Below are 19,615 nucleotides of genomic sequence, written 5' to 3' on the forward strand. Positions count from 1 at the left end.
TATGAATATAAAAATTACTTTACTCTATTGCCGGAGCACATAGTCCTACCAAACAATGCACAAAAGTATGACTTTATAAACAATCCCTGACAATTTAATGACGCAAAATATCAATTTAAAACCATTCTAAATAATTACATCTGCAATAAGAAAACTTAGCTCACGATACTAAAAACAAAGCTATGCTTCCAACAAAAAGACTTGCAAACGGATCATCTATAAAATAAGTGACAGGACCAACAATTTAACGTAGCGAAAATCATTTATTGATAAAATTAAAACAACTACCTTGATATCTGTGCCTAAAGAAAAACCTATGTAAGCTATAAAAAACAAAAAAAGGTCATATCCTAAAGATCGCTTCTACAATCTACAAAAAAAAAGACCCCTAACACTGTAGAGATCCCTTACCAGAAATTGCCCGCAAAGAGAGAACAACTATTAACGCGCAATAATTTCGCAAGGGACAACCACCTGCACAAGCCCCTGATTTTTACCGTTAATTTCATTAATCAAGATATCAACTACTTTTCTAGCGATTTCGTGAATATTTTGGGAAATCGCCGATACAGCAGGTTCAACCAAGGAGAAAACAGCATTTTCGTCAAACGATACGACCTTTGTAATATCAAGGTCATATCGCTTTATAGCTTTCAACCCTGAAAGCGCTAAATAATTTGTAGCAAACAAAACCCCATCCAGTCTATTATCCTGTATAAAGTCCCTTATTTGTAGAATTGTATCTTCATCGACCTGCGACCGCACTATTTTCTTGATCAGCATGTCTTTGCCCATCGCATCCACCGCTTCCATATAGCCTTCCATACGGCCACGCATTTGCAACTGATTGGAATTTATAGTCACCAAACCAACTCTGGAAGCTCTCTTTTCTTCTAATAAAAAACGCGTACCCAAATATGCTCCATTATGATTCTCCGAAATAACAAAGTTCGTTTCTAAATCTTCCAAATGCCGATCGAATAAAACAACAGGAACATTATTTTTTAGTAATTTCTGAATCACCTCGGTCAACCCTTCCGTAGGAGCAATGATAAAACCATCGATCTGCCTATCGTAAAACAACTGTATTAACTCCTTTGCCCTATTCACATCATTATTCATACTACAATACACAATATGATAACCAAAGTCGTAAGCTAACTTTTCGATTTGGTCCGCGATATTAGCAAAAAAAGAATTCGAAATATCTTCTACAAGAAGGCCCAAGGTCTTAGACTTTCCTGTTCTCAAACTTTTGGCCAACTGATTTGGCTTATACCCTACTTTATTCACGTAATCCAAAACCCTTTTGGTCAATGCTTCGCTTATACGCTTTTCTTTAGCTTTATCATTCAAGATAAACGAAACAGTAGTTACAGAAACACCTAGGTTCTTGGCAATATCGGAAATAGATAAACGCTTCTTCATTTCCCTAAACTACTAAAATATTACAAAATTTTAGCAAGCAAATAACCAATTATTTGCTAAAAGGTTTTATCTTCACAAAAATAAGATCATATTCATAAACTAAACTCATGACGTACAAATCAAACAAAATCCGGTTTGCTGTCGCCATTGTATTCTTATGCTTGGGACAAGGTAAAGCACAACAAACAGATTACACACAATACGTGAATCCTTATATCGGATCTGCAGATCACGGACACGTGTTTGTCGGTGCTAACGTCCCATCTGGAGCCGTTCAACTCGGCCCCAGTCAGATTGCTCAGACCTGGGACAAATTCAACGGTTGGGATTGGTGTAGCGGTTATAACTATAAAAGCGAAGAAGTTTTAGGCTTTACACACACACACCTCAGCGGCACTGGAATAGGAGATCTCAACGATATCTTGATCCTTCCAGCGACAGGCAAGAAACACCTGTCGCCCGCCCCCTTCGGTAAAATGGATCAAGGTTACGGATCCAAGATCAGCAAAGCAAACGAAGCTGTAAGCCCGGGCTACTACCGTGTCCTCCTAGAAGACTACAACATACTGGCCGAAATGACCAGCTCCGAACGTGTCGGTTATCACCGATACACATTCCAAAACAAAGACAATGCACATTTATTGATAGACCTCAGCTTTCGTATGGGCTGGGATACACCCACCGATACCTATTTAAAACTCGTCAATGACAGCACAATCGTTGGCTATCGCTTTTCAAGAGGTTGGGCAAATGATCAAAAAGTATATTTTGCCATAAAAGCTTCCACTTCACTAAAAAACATCACGTTTTACAATGTCAACACCCCGATCAATGGATCACTAGTTGTAAAAGGAGAAAACATCAAAGCCTTGATAGACATCGACCCCAGCCGTCCGGTCGAGCTAAAAGTAGGCCTTTCCCCTGTAAGTTTCAACAATGCATTAGACAATATTCAACAAGAGATTCCATTCTGGAACTTTGAACAGGCAAAAAAGAACGCAAAAAAGAAGTGGAATGAGGTATTATCCAAGATTGATTATCAAGCGGATGAAAAACTGAAAACAGTATTTTACACCGCGTTGTACCACTCCTATTTCGCTCCAACCCTATTTAATGATGCCAATGGCGATTACATGGGCACAGACAAACAGATCCATGGTCGTGAAAACTTCAACAATTATACCTTATTTTCACTTTGGGACACCTATCGCGGACTACACCCACTGATGACCATCCTTGAAGACAAAAAGAATAAGGATTACATCAAAACCATGCTCAAGATTTATCAGCAACAGGGTAAGCTTCCTGTATGGCATCTTTGGGCAAACGAGACAAACACCATGGTCGGACTACCTGCAATACCCGTCGTAGCAGACGCGCTATTGAAAGGTCTCATTGACAAGGAGGATCAGGAATTAGCTTTCGAAGCGGTAAAAACCACAGCTATGGGGTATGACAACGGTTTAAAATTCGTCAGAGATCTCAACTACATCCCAATGGACAGCATGGATCACGAATCTGTCGCATGGGCATTAGAATACGCTATCGCTGATTTCGGAGCCTATCAAATGGCAAAATTCTTAAATAAAAAAGATGAAGCCACCTATTTTGAGAAACGCTATAAACTTTACGAAAAGTACTTTGACAAAGAAGTGGGGCACTTTGTAGGAAGGCATGCTGACGGAAAATTCCGTAGACCATTTGATCCACTCATGGCCAAACATAGAGAAAATGACTATTGCGAAGGAAATGCATGGCAATACACCTGGCTAGTCCCCCAGGATGCGCATGGCCTAATCAATCTATTCGGTGGTGATCAAAAATTCATCAACAAATTGGATGAGTTCGTTCAGCTACCAGAAGTACTAGACGATGCTTCCCCAGACATATCGGGAATGATCGGTCAATATGCACAAGGCAACGAACCCAACCATCATGTACCTTATTTGTACGCCTATGCCGGTCAACAATGGAAAGGCGCAGAATTGGTCCGTAAAGCTATGACTAAATACTATACAGAATTACCCAATGGCCTATGTGGGAATGATGATGCCGGACAGATGAGCGCTTGGTATGTATTTTCAGCTGTAGGTATCTATCCCGCAAATCCTATGGACGGCAAATATGTTTTTGGTTCACCCCTGATGGAATCTGCGAAAATAAATCTACCAAATGGCAAGCAGTTTGAAATTAACGTAACAAATGCAGGAATCGACAATGCCTATATACAAAAAGTAACATGGAACGGTAATCCTTACGAGAAAAGCTATATCCTGCATACCGATTTAATTAAAGGAGGCAAGCTTGTCTTTGAAATGGGATCAAAACCGAATAAAAAATTCGGAAAAGCAAAAGAAACAAGACCATAGTTATTGGCCGATAGCAGATGGCTGATGGCTATAAGCTATCGGCCATAGTCTGTAAGCTATAAGCCCTAATCTGTCAAAATAACATAGGCATAGTAATTGCAATTACCATTCGAAAGAAAGGAAATTATTACATGAAAGATTTGGGAAACATAAACATTAAGGACATCAATGAAAATGATGGAAAAGACTTCTACACCAGTTTCAGAGAAAAATTGGTTGATGTCGAGCAATTCCCCACATTATATACCTTTAAATTTATTGTACCTGCCACAGAAGAGAACAAACTAGCAATAGAAAAACTCTTTGAACACCCTAGTACAAAAATACAGGTAAAAGATTCAAAGACGGGAAAATACAACTCGTTGACGATTGAGACTTTTGTAAACAGTGCCGATGATGTTATTGATTATTACAAAAAAGTATCGTCCATTGAAAAAGTGATTATGTTATAATACAAAAAAGGCTGTCAATATGACAGCCTTTTTTATATCCTTTAAGCTTCTACTTCTTCCGAAGCAAATTCTTCGTACAGTGTTGCAAAGTTTTCGTAATCCTCAGCAGATTCTGGCTTAAACACCCTGATTTTTTGATCCTCAACAAATTGAAGAACATCATTATTCAGATTATCATCTGCCATCACCACGACATCTGTGTAACTTAACGCTCCTTTATGAACATCCGCATAACTTCCAGAACCGTATACTCCGGCATCTGCTTCCGAAACATCTTCCTGCGCAGCCATCCCGGCATACTTAGCACCTAGACTATCCGTAGCTGCAAAATCCTTATCCTCGTTAAACAACGAATAGAAAACCTTTGCATCTTTAAACGTAGGATCATCATGGTACACCTTTTTAAGATACATTGGTATCATAGCTGTAAACCATCCGTGACAGTGTACTACATCTGGGGACCATCCCAATTTCTTGACTGTCTCCAGAGCACCTTTGCAGAAAAACAATGACCTTTCATTGTTATCATCAAAGAACTTTCCACTCTCATCCCTAAAAATCTTCTTTCTTTGGAAGTATTCCTCATTATCCAAGAAATACACCTGCATACGTGCCGCAGGCAAAGAAGCCACTTTAATGATTAATGGATTATCGTTATTATCCACCACTATATTCATTCCCGACAACCTTATCACCTCGTGAAGACGATTTCTGCGCTCGTTAATATTACCAAATCGCGGCATTAGGATGCGTATTTCGAATCCTTTTTCCTGCATAGCTTGTGGTAATTGACGAGTTATTTCAGAAATTTTACTTATTTCAAGGAAAGGCGACATCTCGTGGGTAACAAACAATATTTTCGTTTTTGCCATCTCCAATTGCTTTTTTTATTTATTTGAACAGTAAAATCGGTCTACAAAGATACGAATAATATCCAAATTTTACAATTCATTAAAAAAGACACCTTTCTAATTACAAATATATTATGCAATTTTGTCCCCTATTTTGCTCAAGCAGCTATGGAAATATATAGTACAAAAAGCGAACTTCAGCACCAGCTACAGCTTTTACGAGAGGCTGGTAAAAAGATTGCATTGGTACCCACAATGGGTGCCCTTCACGAAGGCCATATTTCACTGATACAGGAAGCTCAAAAAGCTGCTGATGTAGTGGTATGTAGTATCTTTGTGAATCCCACGCAGTTTAACGACCCACAGGATCTGGAGAAATATCCCCGTCCGATTGCAAATGATATTCAATTGTTGGAAAGGCAGCAATGTGACATCCTTTTCTTACCCCCCGTCGAAGAAATGTATCCCTCAGCTAATGAAAGTTGGGAAATAAATCTGGGAGACCTGGACAAAATATGGGAAGGCGCGCAAAGACCTGGACATTTCCAAGGTGTCACACAGATTGTACACAAGCTATTTAACCTCGTGTCACCAGATGTGGCATGCTTTGGACAAAAGGACTTTCAACAGGTGATGGTCATACAGCACATGATTGATCTCAAAAAGCTTCCTATTTCACTTATTATATGCCCGACCATACGCAGTAGTGATGGACTGGCCCTGAGCTCCAGGAATGCACGTCTCTCCGATAAAGGTCTACAGGAGGCTTTAATTCTTTACAAAACCTTAGCACAGACTAAAGTCGATTTTGAAAGCAAGACACTAACCGCCTTGAAACAGGAAGCCGAAGATAGGTTGACCACAGACGAACACGTCAAATTGGAGTATTTTGCCATATGTGAGACCCGAACTTTGAAAGAAGCCACCACCAAAGACCAATCTAAAAAATATGTTGCCTTAGTCGTCGCCTGGGTAGAAGGTGTACGCCTTATAGACAACATGCTATTAAACTAGTAACAATTAAATAACAATTTAAAGGACAACTTTTAATAAGATAAAAGCTAATTTTGTATTATGATGATTGAAGTAATGAAGTCGAAGATTCATAGGGCACGTGTCACACAAGCCGAACTGAATTATGTGGGGAGCATCACCATCGACGAGGACTTGATGGATGCAGCAGATATAATTGCCAACGAGAAGGTACAGATAGTCAACAATAATAATGGTGCTCGCTTAGAAACTTATGTCATCCCCGGTCAAAGAGGATCTGGGACCATATGCCTTAATGGCGCCGCTGCCAGACTGGTTCAAGTGGGCGATATCGTCATCATTGTTTCCTACGCGACAATGGAAAGAGAAGAAGCAAAAAAACACGAACCAAGATTGATATTTCCAGACGACCACAATCGCCTGATAAAATAAAGTAATTTGATACACACTATTTCCAGATATCGCAGACTATTCGCCTACCTTCTTGCAGGGTGGATGTCTGTCATTATCGTCAGCGGAATAGTGTTTATGCACAAAGAGGTAACTTCTAAGGGTGAAATTATCACACACATTCACCCTTATAACTTTACCAAGAAAAAAGACAAACACCACCATAAGAACGATGCGGAGATCCAATATCTTAACGTCGTTTTTCAAGGGACATTTATTGAGACGGTATTTACGGTATTCGAAGCGCCCTACTTTCAGGAATTCGACTATATAGCTTACCCGTCTTACACAAAAACCTATCATTTTACCGAACACCTCGACACCTACCTCCGAGGTCCGCCCGCACTTGTTTAGTTATTAATATTACTTGCAAATATGTCGATTCGCAAATTTGCGGATTCGCAGATCTGTATTTTTCAATTTATTAAATTACTAATCAAAGGTTACACGGCAAATTTCTGTTTTTACTAGAAACATGTCATTGCAGAGGTGAGTTTTTGAAACAAACACATCGAAGGCTAATGACAGTAAACGTCACCTTGAGCGGAATGCAGTGGAGTCGAACGGGTCTAAAGATATAGCTTGTAGATCCTCCGATGTTCCGAGTAGGCTCTCCGATTCGATTCACGAATAAATTCGGAACACAGCGGAATGACGGTATAGTTTATAAATCGAGTTTTTGTCGTGCACCCAATATCAAGCACAAGATATTATTATGTCTAAATTTTACTATGGCCTTGTCACGGCCATATTTATACTATGCCACACACTCAGTGTATATGCACAACAAATAGCCGGTTACGTCCACGATGCAGACGGCAATCCGCTAGAAAATGCTACAGTGCGCTTTGAAGGAAGCAGCACTGGAACAAAAACTGCATCTGATGGTAAATTCGAGCTACCATTACCAACTTCAAAAACAAAAATCTCCATTCGTGCAATAGGATATGTGACTGTACAGCAGACTGTTGAAAAATCAACATACAAAAACGGAAACATCTTTATCTTGGAAAAAGACAACCGCAACCTGGATGAGGTCGTTGTATCCGGTACCTTGAAAGAAGTATCCCGCTTAGACAGCCCGATCCCGGTAGAGGTGTATACCGCCAAGTTCTTCCGGGCCAATCCAGCTCCGACCATCTTCGAATCACTTCAAAATATCAACGGTGTACGTCCGCAGATCAACTGTAGCATATGTAACACCGGAGATATCCACATCAATGGCCTAGAAGGACCTTATACCATGGTACTTATCGATGGTATGCCTATCGTATCGGGTCTATCAACGGTGTACGGATTAAATGGTATTCCACAAGCACTGATCGAACGCGTTGAAGTTGTCAAGGGACCGGCGTCCACGCTATACGGCAGTGAAGCTGTTGGAGGTCTAATTAACGTTATCACAAAAGCTCCATCCAACGCCCCCCTATTTAGCTTGGAAACATTTGGAACCACCTGGCAGGAATACAACCTTGACCTTGGTGGTAAGTTTAAAGTCGGCTCTGCCCAATCACTATTGGGAGTAAACTACTTTAACTATTCCAACCCGATCGACAAAAACAATGATAACTTCACGGATGTAACCCTACAAGATCGAATCTCCATATTCAACAAATGGAATTTCGCACGCAAAGACAATAAAACATTCTCCGTAGCGGGTCGCTACGTGTATGAAGACCGTTGGGGCGGTGAGATGCAGTGGAACAAAAAATACCGTGGAGGTAATGAAGTCTATGCCGAAAGTATCTACACCAAACGATGGGAACTAATGGGGATTTATGACTTGCCAGGCAGTGAAAACTTTTCACTCTCCATAAGTGCCAATGGTCACAATCAAAACAGCTACTATGGCACCACACCATACATGGCGGATCAACGGATTTTCTTCGGTCAACTGACCTGGAATAAAACCCTAAAGAATCATGATTTATTAACAGGGCTTGCCTATCGGTACACATACTATGACGACAATACGCCTGCTACAGCCGAGGTATCACATACGCACTTACCGGGTTTATTTTTACAGGACGAAATCACACTACACCCGCAACACAAATTGCTAATCGGAGCACGCTACGACTATAACTCGCTACATGGAAGCATTGTGTCTCCACGGATCAATTACAAATGGAATTCCAAAGACAAAAGTCAGGTATTGCGTATTGGCGGTGGTAATGGATATCGAGTAGCCAATGTATTTACAGAAGATCATGCTGCCCTGACTGGCGCACGCGATGTGGTCTTCGATGGTGACCTAAAGCCGGAAACGTCATGGAATGCAAATGTCAACTATGTAAAGAAGTTCTATGCCGATAACGGATCAGTCTTCGCTATTGATGCGACAGGCTTCTACACGTACTTTACCAATAAAATTATCCCAGACTACGACACGAACGTAAAACAGATTATCTATTCCAATTTAGATGGCCACGCTATCTCCAAAGGAATATCTCTGAACCTGGATTGGGCACATCACAGCGGACTGAAAGCCATGATCGGCGGTACGATAATGGATGTATACAGCGAAGAGAACGGCATACGTGAAGTACAGAAACTCACCGAAAAGTATATGGGAACATGGACTATTGGCTACAACATTAAACAGATTGGATTAAATATTGATTATACAGGAAACATAATAGGCCCTATGCACTTACCCGTATTAGTAGGCATACCAGATTATACCGACCCACGCCCAGAACAGTCTAAAGCTTTCAGTATACAGAACATACAGCTAACAAAGCACTTCAAACATGGTATCGAAGTATTTGGTGGCGTAAAAAATCTATTGAACTGGACACCAACAAAAGGCCTACCATTCTTAATCGCCCGGGCACATGATCCATTTGAGGACATTCAAGACTCTAGCCTCCCTCCATTTGACCCGAACTACGTATACGGGCCTAATCAGGGAATTCGCGGCTTCCTCGGCGTAAGGTATAATGTATTTAAATAATGGTTGATGGTAAATTGTTAATGGAGAAATATCTATCCCACATACGAGCTTTACTTTTAATATCGGTTTTATTTGTGACAGGCACTAGCCTGTCACAAATAAAACCGATATCCATTGCATATGTCGACAGTCTATTAACGCATGATGCTAAACCAGTCCTGGTCTTACTTTCTACGGAATGGTGTCAATATTGCCAGATGCAAAAACTACAAATCCGCAAAAACAAAAAGTTCCTTCAAATGGAACATCTATTCTACTATGTAGAATTTGACGCGGAAAGTAAAGATCCTATCCAATTTCAAGGAAAGGAATACGTCTTCAAACCTACCGGTGCCCATGTCGGTACCCATGAGCTAGCAGTAACGTTAAATGGCCCCAATAAACTGGCATTTCCAACGTGGGTACTATTGGACAAAAACTACCAGGTACGTTTTCGACATGGCGGAGTACTACGCCCACAACAGATAAACGAGTTATTATATACCCTAGAAAAAGAACTGCTCTAAAGTGGAATAGTAAATAGATTTAAGGGATATAAGACGAAAACAAAGTGCCTAGTTTTAAAGCAGTTGTTAAAATTTTACTAATTTTAACAAAATTATGTAGCGCTTCATTTAATTTTAGCGTTTTAACCGTTAAATAACAATTAAATTTATAAACGTATATATCCCTAGGCTAAAACCAGGTGTATATTATTGCCACTAAAAAACAATTTATATACAATGAAAAATCTATTTAAGACCGTATTGTTCGCTGCAGTTGGTACTGTGATGTTTGCCTCTTGTAACAGTAAAGACGATTATGACTATGATGCAGATAATTTAAAACAAGAAAAAGCTATAGATTCTATTTTCACCAAAGATAGAGCGATAATTGAGAATTACATAGATGAAACTTTTCAAGAGGATAGTTTGAAGATTACTTACAACTATTTAGGCAAAACCATTAAAAGAGGATTGTGGTATAAAGTAATCACAGCTGTAAGCGATGAGAACGAGCAGGCATATAAATACCAAATTAACACCTCTGGCTACGGTTTACCAGTTGTTGCTCCAAAAGTAACCTTGAAATATACAGCAAGATTATTAGATGGTACAACTTTAGAAAATGGAACTCTTGTTGAAAACGAAGGTGGTGGAGAGTATGATTTTAGCACTAATGCTTCGAAAGTAATCAATACCGCATGGTATTTATCATTCTTCCCATATAATATCAGAGTAAACGAGCAGGATACTAGAGTTATTGGTGGGCTAACTAAAAATGGTTTGAAAAAAGGAAGTAGAATTATTGTAGTAACACCTTCATATTGGGCGTACGGAGCAAGAGGCAATGGTCAAACTGGAGATAAAGCAATCCCAGCAAATTCGCCACTTGTTTATGACTTTGAAGTATTAAGTATTCAATAAGTAAAAAAAGACTTATATTTAAAGGAGAAGACAATTGTCTTCTCTTTTTTATATCACAAAACCAAAACACGTAAATATATAAATGAAAAAAATATTAACGAACATAGTCTCTGCTTTCGGCTTGATCCTACTTATCAGCTCTTGTAGTAAAAATGAAGACACTTTTGATGCTGCCACTAGATTTGAAGAAGAAAAGGGTATAATAGCAACATATGCTAAAAGTAAATATCCCAACATGAACATTTCTAGTGACACCACAGGAATTTGGTTTGAAGTAATTAACCCTGGGGAAGAAGGGAGCTACGAATACAAGGTTATTGACACTGTCTATAACGGATATAACACGAAAATGGTTCGTCCTGCGGATATTACGGTTCGATATACAGGCAAGTTAATATCCAATGAAACTGTTTTTGATAGTAATACTTCTGAAGCCGGAATGTCAGGAAAAACAACGGACTATATCTCTGCTTGGTACTATGCATTTATGCCAAAAAGCATAGGCGAACATAAAATTGGTGGCCTTACTTTAAAGGGACTACAGAAAGGGAGTAAAATAAGAATAATAACCCCTTCTTATTTTGCCTATGGTAATAGCTCCGTGGGTACAATACCCGCAAATTCACCCTTATATTTTGAAATTGAAGTGGTCAGCATAAAAGATCATAACCCCAATAAATAAAGGCATTTAAAATAATAATAAAAACACAGTGTCCCAAAAATTGGGCACTGTGTTTTTATTTTGTATACCTTTTCACCATCCTCCTCCCTACCTCCCCCTACAGCCCTCTAGGGATTAACTAGGTATCAACTCGAGTACAAGTTATTATATAATAGGTATTTTATTCGGACATTATACGGAGATTATACGGACTTCATTCGGATAGAAACGAATAATCTCCTTGTTACATACATGTAGTATCCTGATTTATTTTGTTTTAAAATATAAGTAGATATTAACTTGTCCCCTATTATTTAGTATATTTAGTATCAACTAAATAAACTTAAAGTAAGATGGGAAAAACTGAAAATGGACCTATGGGATCTGCTAGAGGGAAAGTTGGGCCTCTCGTATATTATAAATGGAAAGATAAAGATTGTGTCCGTAGCAGACCTCGAGTCAATAAAAAACGTAAACTCTCAACAGATGAGAAAAAAAATCGAGGCAAATTTGGCTACACGCAAAAGTTTTTAAGTATCCTTACGGAGGTATTAAGACTTGGATTTCACAATTATAGCAAGAACCAGACTGCCTTCAACTCGGCAATGTCCTACACTCTAAACAATGCCGTAAAGTCTGACGACAATGGTTTTTACATCGACCATTCCTTATTCCACATCAGTAAAGGAATTGGATCCCCATTGACAGGAGCGACAATAACCTATGAAGATGGCATACTAAGTTGCCATTGGGATTACGATCCAAAGACAGTTAACGGTGATGGCTTCTTTCGTACGCTTTTCATAGCTATACCCGAAGATCCAAATCTTGATGTCTGCGGCGATATTTTGAATAAAGATCTAACACATAGACAAGAAGATATGATTATTCCAGCCTCTCCTGACAAGGATAAGCTCTATCATATCCACCTTGGCTTTGTCGCAACAGATCATAGCAATCAAAGAATAGACAGTATTTATGTCGGTACAGTTACAGCTTAACGGCTGAGAATGTCCTCTTATTATTTACCTTTAAACTTAGACTGCTCCAATATCTTTTGTGCGTCTTTCTCCTTGAAAAGCGCTGCAAGGTCGATTTCGGGATGATGCTCCATATATTTGCGTACCATCATCCAGCCTATATAAGAACCTAACTTGGGTGCTGATTCATTATTCTCGCCCAGCTCTGGAGTGAAAGGTGCGTCCGTAAAGTATTTTTGCGTCTTTAGGTAATCCGTATCGTACAAAAGCCCCTCTTGGAGAAACCAGGCCCAGATATCTTGCTGATATTTCTTTGTCCATGCAAGCTGCTCCGGCGTATAGCCTATTTTTGTCTCATCGGAAGTCTCCTCCAACAACACATCCATCGCATACAATATCTTCCCGTTGTACAGCATGTGCTGCAACGTATTCTGATTGACATTATCTTGCTGAAGGATTTCTTCACGCAGTACGGTCTCTACCACACGTGGTGTTATGTTTTCGGGGGTAAACCGTCGCGACATATACAGTGGAATAGAACGCACCAACGCTGGATAAAATTTGGAATCGGCACCTAAAAACATATCCAATCCTATTCCAACATAATCTTCTCCAATCGGAGTCTGAAAGGAGAAACCTCCCATAAAAGCGATAAACCGAGGTATCTTATATGCGGGGAAATAATACTTAATATACTTGAATGCCTTCGTCAATTCTTTTTCCTGCTTATCCAAATTCGGGAATTTGTGCGCAACTTCATAAGCCAGATCTATAAAATCTTTTTTCTTCAGGATTTCGCGTAAATGATCCGCCAGTATCAAACTATCTTTCGGATCGCCTACTTCTAGCATTTGATTCAGGTAGTCCGAATAGAAATAAGGATATTCTTGCTGCCATTCCTTATTTTTAAGCATGATATCCGGGTCTTTCAATGTATTAAACCGCTGATCGAAGCGCTCGATCTTAACAGCGAGATCTATCTTGGAGACGTCCGGCCTTTTTATGGCGTCTTCCTGACTACAGGAACTTATTGTGACGTGGAAAAGAGTAATAATTAAAAAAAAGGAATATTTTTGCAATAGTTTCAGATACATAGCTATCAACTTAAAACACAAAAATATAATTTATATAACAATTAAAAACTATGGTCCATATTACAAAGGCTTTCTTTTCTTTCATTTTTATATGTAGCATCTTTATTTCAGCACAGAAAGCTTACGCACAGAGCTACTACAGCGGTAGAGAAAAAAATATACGTTTAGGTCTTAGTGTAAATCCGAATCTTGGCTGGTTGCGTTACGAGAACGATCAGGAGTCTAGTCCTAAACTCGGTTTTTCTTACGGTCTAATTGCCGACCTTGGTTTCGCAAAAAATTACTATTTCTCTACGGGGCTATTAATCAACTCCATTAACAGCCGCACAGAGCCTGTATTCCTAAATATTGATCAAAATGACTTTGCTATCCCTGACTATAAAGACATTTCGCTGAAATACGTAGAAGTACCGTTGACAATCAAACTAAAAAGCACAGAAAATGAGCTCGGCAGATTCTATGGACAGTTTGGTTTTACGGCGGGTGTAAAAGTATCGGCGAAAGAAAAGTATGAGGGTGATGACAAACGGTCTATGAGCGGCGCAGATTTATTCCGCCTAGGTCTTCAGATTGGTGGCGGTGCGGAATGGAGACTGGGCAATGATATGGGATTTATGACCGGTTTGACATTCAATAATGGCTTTACGAGAGCTATAAAAGACGGCAAGCCAAGATCATCTTATGCAGCAGTAAATATAGGCTTGCTTTTTTAAACAAAAGAATCTAACAAAGCGGAAAACAAGTTAAAACAGGTATGAAGATAGCATTAGCCCAGCTTAATTATCATATTGGTAATTTTGAACAAAACGAAGAAAAAATACTTAAAGCCATTGACCTGGCCAAGCAAGCAAACGCAAATCTTATCGTATTTGCTGAGCTGGCAATAGGGGGCTATCCGGCAAAAGATCTTCTGCGTAACGCTGTTTTCCTGGATCAATGTCAACAGTCCTTATCCCGGATCGCAACGCGCTGTGATACTATCGACTGTATTATAGGTGCTCCTATACGTAATGGCAGGGAAGAAGGAAAAGCCTTGTCCAATGCAGCGGTAGTTCTGTCTAAAGGTAAAGTACAAAATAGCTACAAAAAATCCTTACTCCCGGACTACGATGTATTTGATGAATACCGGTATTTTGAACCAAACCGCGATCTACACTGTATTGAACTATCTGACCTCAAAATCGCACTCACTGTTTGTGAAGATTTATGGGACAATGACCTAGACAATTCTTATAAAGGCGATCTGATGCTGGAATTGGCCCAGGAAAAGCCGGATCTCATCATTAATATTGCAGCGTCTCCATTTTCATACGTACATTACGAAAAACGCATAGCAGTACTGAGCGCAAATGCTTTGAAGGCTAATGCGCCTTTAATATATGTCAATCAAGTTGGTGCTCACACGGATATCATTTTCGACGGCCGTTCACTCGCTATGACTAAAAGTGCATCCATCATTGCTGAACTCCAGGCCTTCGAAGAGGATCTGCAATATGTTACCTTAGAAAGGGGCGATCTACAGCCTAATATTGATTTTAGACCCGAAGAGCTAACAGAAACTGCCCGTATACATCAAGCTTTGATCTTGGGTCTGAAGGACTATTTCTCCAAATCGGGGTTTAAAAAAGCCGTATTAGGTCTATCGGGCGGATTAGACTCTGCTATCGTAGCAGCTCTAGCCGTCGAAGCCTTAGGTGCAGATAATGTATTGGCCGTATTAATGCCTTCGGTCTATTCTACCGAGCATTCTCTTAAAGATGCATTGGATCTGGTAAACAATACAAGTTGTCAACACCTCGTGTTACCCATAAAAGAGATCGCTCAATCTTTTGAAGAAACTTTAAGTGATGCCTTCAAGGGCTTATCGGCAGACACGACAGAAGAGAATATACAAGCCCGCACCCGGGGCACCTTATTAATGGCTATTTCCAACAAGTTTGGTCACATCCTTCTTAATACCTCCAACAAAAGCGAAGCAGCTGTTGGTTATGGCACCCTATATGGTGACATGGCGGGGTCATTAAGTGTAATTGGCGATGTGTATAAAACTCAAGCTTATGAATTGGCTAAATATATCAACAGAGAGCGGGAAATCATCCCTATCAATACGATCGTAAAACCTCCCTCTGCCGAACTGAGGCCTGATCAAAAAGATTCGGATTCACTGCCGGATTACGCCATACTAGACGCTATCCTCTACCAATTGATTGAACTGGAAAAATCCGGGTCTGAAATCATACACTTAGGTTTTGAAGAGCAGCTAGTCAGGCGAGTTACGAAATTGGTAAATAACGCTGAGTTCAAACGATTTCAGGCCCCCCCCATATTGAGAGTAAGCCCAAAAGCTTTTGGTTCAGGGAGACAAATGCCGTTAGTTGCAAAATTTTCTTTCTAAACGTTAAACCTTTTGAATTCCAAGCAGTCATACCGTATATAATTAGGTTTGGTTATGAAATATCCATGTAGCACGGTCCGTCATATCACGAATAAACTTCGTTGGGATATTCCATATTGCAGGTTAAAATCAAATTAAGCAAATATGAAAAATTTAGCACTATTTATAACAGCATTTGTACTTTTAGCGTTTGCATCTTGTTCTTCGCACAAATACCATACAACGCGTGTTCAAAATCTCGACTTCAGTCAATTCAAGACTTATGGCTGGTTACCGCCTTTGGATTCCCTATCCAAAGACTATTACAACAATGATATTGCAAAGGGTAATATTATGACTACAGCCAACAAAGAAATTGAAGCTCGTGGTCTAACCTATTCGAAAGATAACCCGGATATTTTGTTCCGCTATATTGCCATTGTCAACAATAAAAGCAGAATGATATACAGCACCCCTTATTATGGAGGCTGGGGATGGGGTGGCCCTTGGGGATGGGGTGGATACTGGGGCTGGGGCGGCTATTATGGTGGTTCTTATCCGGTTGCTAAAGAAAGAGTGAGATACGGTCACATTATCTTTGAGGCCATCGATCGCAAAACAAATAATGTTATCTGGCAAGCTAGAGGTACGTCAGAGGTTAATGAACCGGAAAAAGCAATAAACGAACTACCTAAAGTAGTCTCCGGCATCATGAAAGAATACCCTTTGCCGATACTAAAATAATAATATCAGAATAATAGTTAAATCAAAAAACCGTTAGATCGTTACTTTATTTTACGATCTAACGGTTTTATTCATTTATTGTTTTTTTTCTGAAAGTGACCGTATTTAATGGCCATCAAGAACTTTCATGATTCAATTGAATCATGAAAGTTTAATTTTTCTTGTATTCCTTCATTATATTTAGGACATTTATGATGTATTTAACATCATTTATCTATTTCTAACTATGCATAAGTCTATTTTATCTTTAGTTTTTCTATTCTTAGTATCCCACAGCTTCGCACAATTGACCTTACAGCAAAAATTACAGTCTAACTTAAACCTAACCACACAATTTCAAGTTCTGTTGGCTCAGTCCAGATCTCAAGATGCTGATTTTAAAATAATAAGAAAATCTAATATAGAAATCATACAGAAAAATGTAAGTGACTCCATCTCTAAATACACAAAAGAAATCGCGTCTCTTAAAAACAACTCTTCTTCGTCAGTCGCTACGGTAAAAGGCTTAAGAGACTCGTTGGGTTCAGTCCAAACCGAACTACAAACCGAAAAACAAAAAACAGATAGCATCTCTTTTCTCGGAATAGATTTCGCCAAAGGCGCATACCACACTTTAGTATGGGTAATCATTGCCGTATTGGGTATTGGCTTCTTTACGATGCTTATTTCTTTCCGTAAAGCCAAAGTAGACACCGTAGAACATAAAAAAACGGCTGAAGAGGCTCAAAATGAGTTTGCACAGTACAAAAAGAAGGCTATGGAAAAAGAGCAATTATTAAAAAGACAACTACTGGACGAGCAGTTAAAAAGGGATTCGTAAATAGCTTCAAAAAAACTTCCTATTTATTTTTTTATATGTTTTGCTTTTAAATAGATATACCTTATTTTTGCATTCCAAAATACAGCTATGAAAATAGCTGTTTATAAATAGATTAATAAATTTTAGTCCCTATAATATGCCCAATATTGGTAAAATAGCGCAGATTATCGGCCCAGTGGTTGACGTCAACTTTGCCGACAATGAAAATCTTCCTAAGATTTACGATGCATTGTACATTGAAAAAGAAAATGGACAACGTGTCGTTTTAGAAGTTCAACAACACCTTGGTGAAGAGCGTGTTCGTACGATTGCGATGGATGCAACAGAAGGTTTGGTACGTGGCATGAAAGTAGTTGATACGGGTGCTCCGATCAAAATGCCTATTGGTGAAGAGATCAAAGGTCGTGTATTTAACGTAGTCGGTTCGCCGATTGACGGCCTTCCTGAATTGGACAAAACAAACGGACGGTCTATACACAACACTCCTCCTAAATTTGACGATCTTTCTACAGAGTCAGAAGTTCTTTTCACAGGTATCAAAGTAATTGACCTTTTAGAGCCTTATGCAAAAGGTGGTAAAATCGGATTATTCGGTGGTGCTGGTGTAGGTAAAACAGTATTAATTCAAGAATTAATCAACAATATCGCAAAAGGACACGGTGGTCTTTCCGTATTTGCCGGTGTTGGAGAGCGTACACGTGAAGGAAATGACTTACTTCGTGAAATGTTGGAATCTGGTATTATCAAATACGGAGAGCATTTCATGGAAGGCATGGAAAAAGGTGAATGGCCTTTAAATACAGTAGATTCAGAGTTAATGAAAGACTCTAAATGTACATTTGTATTCGGTCAAATGAATGAGCCTCCGGGTGCGCGTGCTCGTGTAGCATTATCAGGTCTTACTATTGCAGAGTACTTCCGCGATGGTGATGGCGAAGGTCAAGGACGTGACGTCTTATTCTTTATCGATAATATCTTCCGTTTTACACAAGCTGGTTCTGAGGTATCTGCTTTATTAGGTCGTATGCCTTCAGCTGTAGGTTACCAACCTACATTAGCGACAGAGATGGGATTGATGCAAGAGCGTATTACTTCAACTAAAAATGGATCAATCACTTCCGTACAGGCCGTATACGTACCTGCCGATGACTTAACTGACCCTGCTCCAGCGACAACTTTCGCTCACTTGGATGCGACTACAGTATTGTCTCGTAAAATTTCTGAGCTTGGTATCTACCCAGCGGTGGATCCATTGGATTCAACTTCACGTATCTTATCCCCTGCTGTCTTAGGTGATGAGCACTACAACACTGCTCAACGCGTAAAAGAAATTCTTCAACGTTATAAAGAACTTCAAGATATTATTGCGATCTTGGGTATGGATGAATTGTCAGAAGAAGATAAATTAACGGTAACCCGTGCTCGTCGTGTACAACGTTTCTTATCGCAACCATTCCACGTAGCAGAGCAATTTACAGGTTTAAAAGGTTGTCTAGTAGATATCAAAGACACCATCAAAGGATTTAACATGATCATTGACGGTGAAGTAGATGAATACCCAGAAGCAGCTTTCAACTTGGTAGGTACAATTGAAGACGCTATCGAGAAAGGTAAGAAATTATTAGCAGAAGCAGTTTAATATAGAGTAGATAGTATTTAGTATATAGTAGTTAGATATCTTGTCTTACTATCCATTAGAAAAATATATTCTAAATACTAAGTACTAACTACTTAATACTATCAAAGCATGAAATTAACAATAATAACTCCAGACAAATTAGCTTACGAAGGCGACGTGACTGCTGTCACTGTACCGGGATCGGCAGGTTCTTTTCAAATTTTGAAAGGCCATGCTGCTATTGTGTCTACGCTAGACGACGGAAAAGTCATTATTAAGGATATTAGTAATGTCAATCACGTCATTATTATTAAAGGCGGTGTGGTTGAAGTAAAGGACAACAATATCATCGTTTTAGCGGAAGGAATTGTGCAAGAATAAAGAAACAGAACGATAATAAAAAAGCCCTTAAGACTTCA

The 19,615-nt window shown here is 39.3% G+C and carries 19 protein-coding genes; 16 read left to right on the top strand and 3 right to left on the bottom strand.

Features of this window, described 5'->3' with window-relative positions:
* Nucleotides 1–441 precede the first annotated feature (441 nt).
* Nucleotides 442–1,428: a LacI family DNA-binding transcriptional regulator gene (locus G7B20_RS06005; protein WP_164109298.1), complete on the bottom strand. Its 987-nt coding sequence runs from the start codon at nt 1,426–1,428 to the stop codon at nt 442–444.
* A 107-nt stretch (nt 1,429–1,535) separates the two neighbouring features.
* Here G7B20_RS06005 and G7B20_RS06010 point away from each other — a divergent pair, with 107 nt between their 5' ends.
* Nucleotides 1,536–3,797, top strand: a complete 2,262-nt coding sequence (locus G7B20_RS06010; RefSeq protein WP_164109300.1) for a GH92 family glycosyl hydrolase — start codon at nt 1,536–1,538, stop codon at nt 3,795–3,797.
* Nucleotides 3,798–3,928: 131 nt separating this feature from the next.
* Entirely contained in the window at nt 3,929–4,249 is a 321-nt protein-coding gene (locus G7B20_RS06015; protein WP_164109302.1) for a DUF493 domain-containing protein, read from the top strand.
* A 41-nt stretch (nt 4,250–4,290) separates the two neighbouring features.
* Here the strand turns inward: G7B20_RS06015 and G7B20_RS06020 are convergent, their stop codons facing one another.
* Complete coding sequence (locus G7B20_RS06020; RefSeq protein WP_164109304.1) at nt 4,291–5,121, bottom strand: glycogen/starch synthase; 831 nt, start codon at nt 5,119–5,121, stop codon at nt 4,291–4,293.
* Nucleotides 5,122–5,268: 147 nt separating this feature from the next.
* Between G7B20_RS06020 and panC the strand changes: the two genes are divergently transcribed.
* The 8 genes from panC (at nt 5,269) to G7B20_RS06060 (ending at nt 12,567) form a co-directional block, all read left to right on the top strand.
* Nucleotides 5,269–6,114: a pantoate--beta-alanine ligase gene (panC, locus tag G7B20_RS06025; RefSeq protein WP_164109306.1), complete on the top strand. Its 846-nt coding sequence runs from the start codon at nt 5,269–5,271 to the stop codon at nt 6,112–6,114.
* 60 nt (nt 6,115–6,174) lie between these two features.
* The gene (gene panD, locus G7B20_RS06030; protein ID WP_164109308.1) at nt 6,175–6,525 is read left to right on the top strand and encodes an aspartate 1-decarboxylase; all 351 of its coding nucleotides are present in this window, start codon (nt 6,175–6,177) and stop codon (nt 6,523–6,525) included.
* A 6-nt stretch (nt 6,526–6,531) separates the two neighbouring features.
* On the top strand, nt 6,532–6,897 hold the full coding sequence (locus tag G7B20_RS06035) for a hypothetical protein (RefSeq protein ID WP_240452817.1): 366 nt from the start codon (nt 6,532–6,534) through the stop codon (nt 6,895–6,897).
* Nucleotides 6,898–7,258: 361 nt separating this feature from the next.
* Nucleotides 7,259–9,499, top strand: coding sequence for a TonB-dependent receptor (locus tag G7B20_RS06040; protein ID WP_164109310.1), 2,241 nt, complete (start codon nt 7,259–7,261; stop codon nt 9,497–9,499).
* Between the two features lie 20 nt (nt 9,500–9,519).
* On the top strand, nt 9,520–10,005 hold the full coding sequence (locus tag G7B20_RS19585) for a TlpA family protein disulfide reductase (RefSeq protein ID WP_164124244.1): 486 nt from the start codon (nt 9,520–9,522) through the stop codon (nt 10,003–10,005).
* A 216-nt stretch (nt 10,006–10,221) separates the two neighbouring features.
* Nucleotides 10,222–10,905 carry an FKBP-type peptidyl-prolyl cis-trans isomerase gene (locus G7B20_RS06050; RefSeq protein ID WP_164109314.1) on the top strand — a complete coding sequence of 228 codons (684 nt, stop codon included), beginning with the start codon at nt 10,222–10,224 and terminating at the stop codon, nt 10,903–10,905.
* 82 nt (nt 10,906–10,987) lie between these two features.
* Nucleotides 10,988–11,587 carry an FKBP-type peptidyl-prolyl cis-trans isomerase gene (locus tag G7B20_RS06055; RefSeq protein WP_164109316.1) on the top strand — a complete coding sequence of 200 codons (600 nt, stop codon included), beginning with the start codon at nt 10,988–10,990 and terminating at the stop codon, nt 11,585–11,587.
* Nucleotides 11,588–11,919: 332 nt separating this feature from the next.
* The gene (locus tag G7B20_RS06060) at nt 11,920–12,567 is read left to right on the top strand and encodes a DUF6266 family protein (protein ID WP_164109319.1); all 648 of its coding nucleotides are present in this window, start codon (nt 11,920–11,922) and stop codon (nt 12,565–12,567) included.
* A gap of 20 nt (nt 12,568–12,587) precedes the next feature.
* Here the strand turns inward: G7B20_RS06060 and G7B20_RS06065 are convergent, their stop codons facing one another.
* A complete protein-coding gene (locus tag G7B20_RS06065) occupies nt 12,588–13,640 on the bottom strand; it encodes a gliding motility lipoprotein GldB (RefSeq protein ID WP_240452819.1) in 1,053 nt (350 codons plus the stop codon).
* Between the two features lie 50 nt (nt 13,641–13,690).
* On the opposite strand from G7B20_RS06065, the gene G7B20_RS06070 reads away from it, so the two are divergent.
* The 6 genes from G7B20_RS06070 (at nt 13,691) to atpC (ending at nt 19,577) form a co-directional block, all read left to right on the top strand.
* A complete protein-coding gene (locus tag G7B20_RS06070; protein ID WP_164109321.1) occupies nt 13,691–14,353 on the top strand; it encodes a porin family protein in 663 nt (220 codons plus the stop codon).
* A gap of 41 nt (nt 14,354–14,394) precedes the next feature.
* On the top strand, nt 14,395–16,035 hold the full coding sequence (locus G7B20_RS06075; RefSeq protein WP_164109323.1) for an NAD+ synthase: 1,641 nt from the start codon (nt 14,395–14,397) through the stop codon (nt 16,033–16,035).
* A gap of 144 nt (nt 16,036–16,179) precedes the next feature.
* Nucleotides 16,180–16,758: a DUF4136 domain-containing protein gene (locus tag G7B20_RS06080; protein ID WP_164109325.1), complete on the top strand. Its 579-nt coding sequence runs from the start codon at nt 16,180–16,182 to the stop codon at nt 16,756–16,758.
* A gap of 226 nt (nt 16,759–16,984) precedes the next feature.
* Nucleotides 16,985–17,578 carry a hypothetical protein gene (locus tag G7B20_RS06085; protein ID WP_164109328.1) on the top strand — a complete coding sequence of 198 codons (594 nt, stop codon included), beginning with the start codon at nt 16,985–16,987 and terminating at the stop codon, nt 17,576–17,578.
* Between the two features lie 136 nt (nt 17,579–17,714).
* Entirely contained in the window at nt 17,715–19,217 is a 1,503-nt protein-coding gene (gene atpD / locus G7B20_RS06090; protein WP_079643312.1) for a F0F1 ATP synthase subunit beta, read from the top strand.
* 108 nt (nt 19,218–19,325) lie between these two features.
* Entirely contained in the window at nt 19,326–19,577 is a 252-nt protein-coding gene (gene atpC / locus G7B20_RS06095) for an ATP synthase F1 subunit epsilon (RefSeq protein ID WP_164109330.1), read from the top strand.
* Nucleotides 19,578–19,615: the final 38 nt, after the last annotated feature.

This window comes from Sphingobacterium sp. xlx-96 (genome assembly GCF_011007365.1).
Classification (GTDB): Bacteria; Bacteroidota; Bacteroidia; order Sphingobacteriales; family Sphingobacteriaceae; genus Sphingobacterium; species Sphingobacterium luzhongxinii.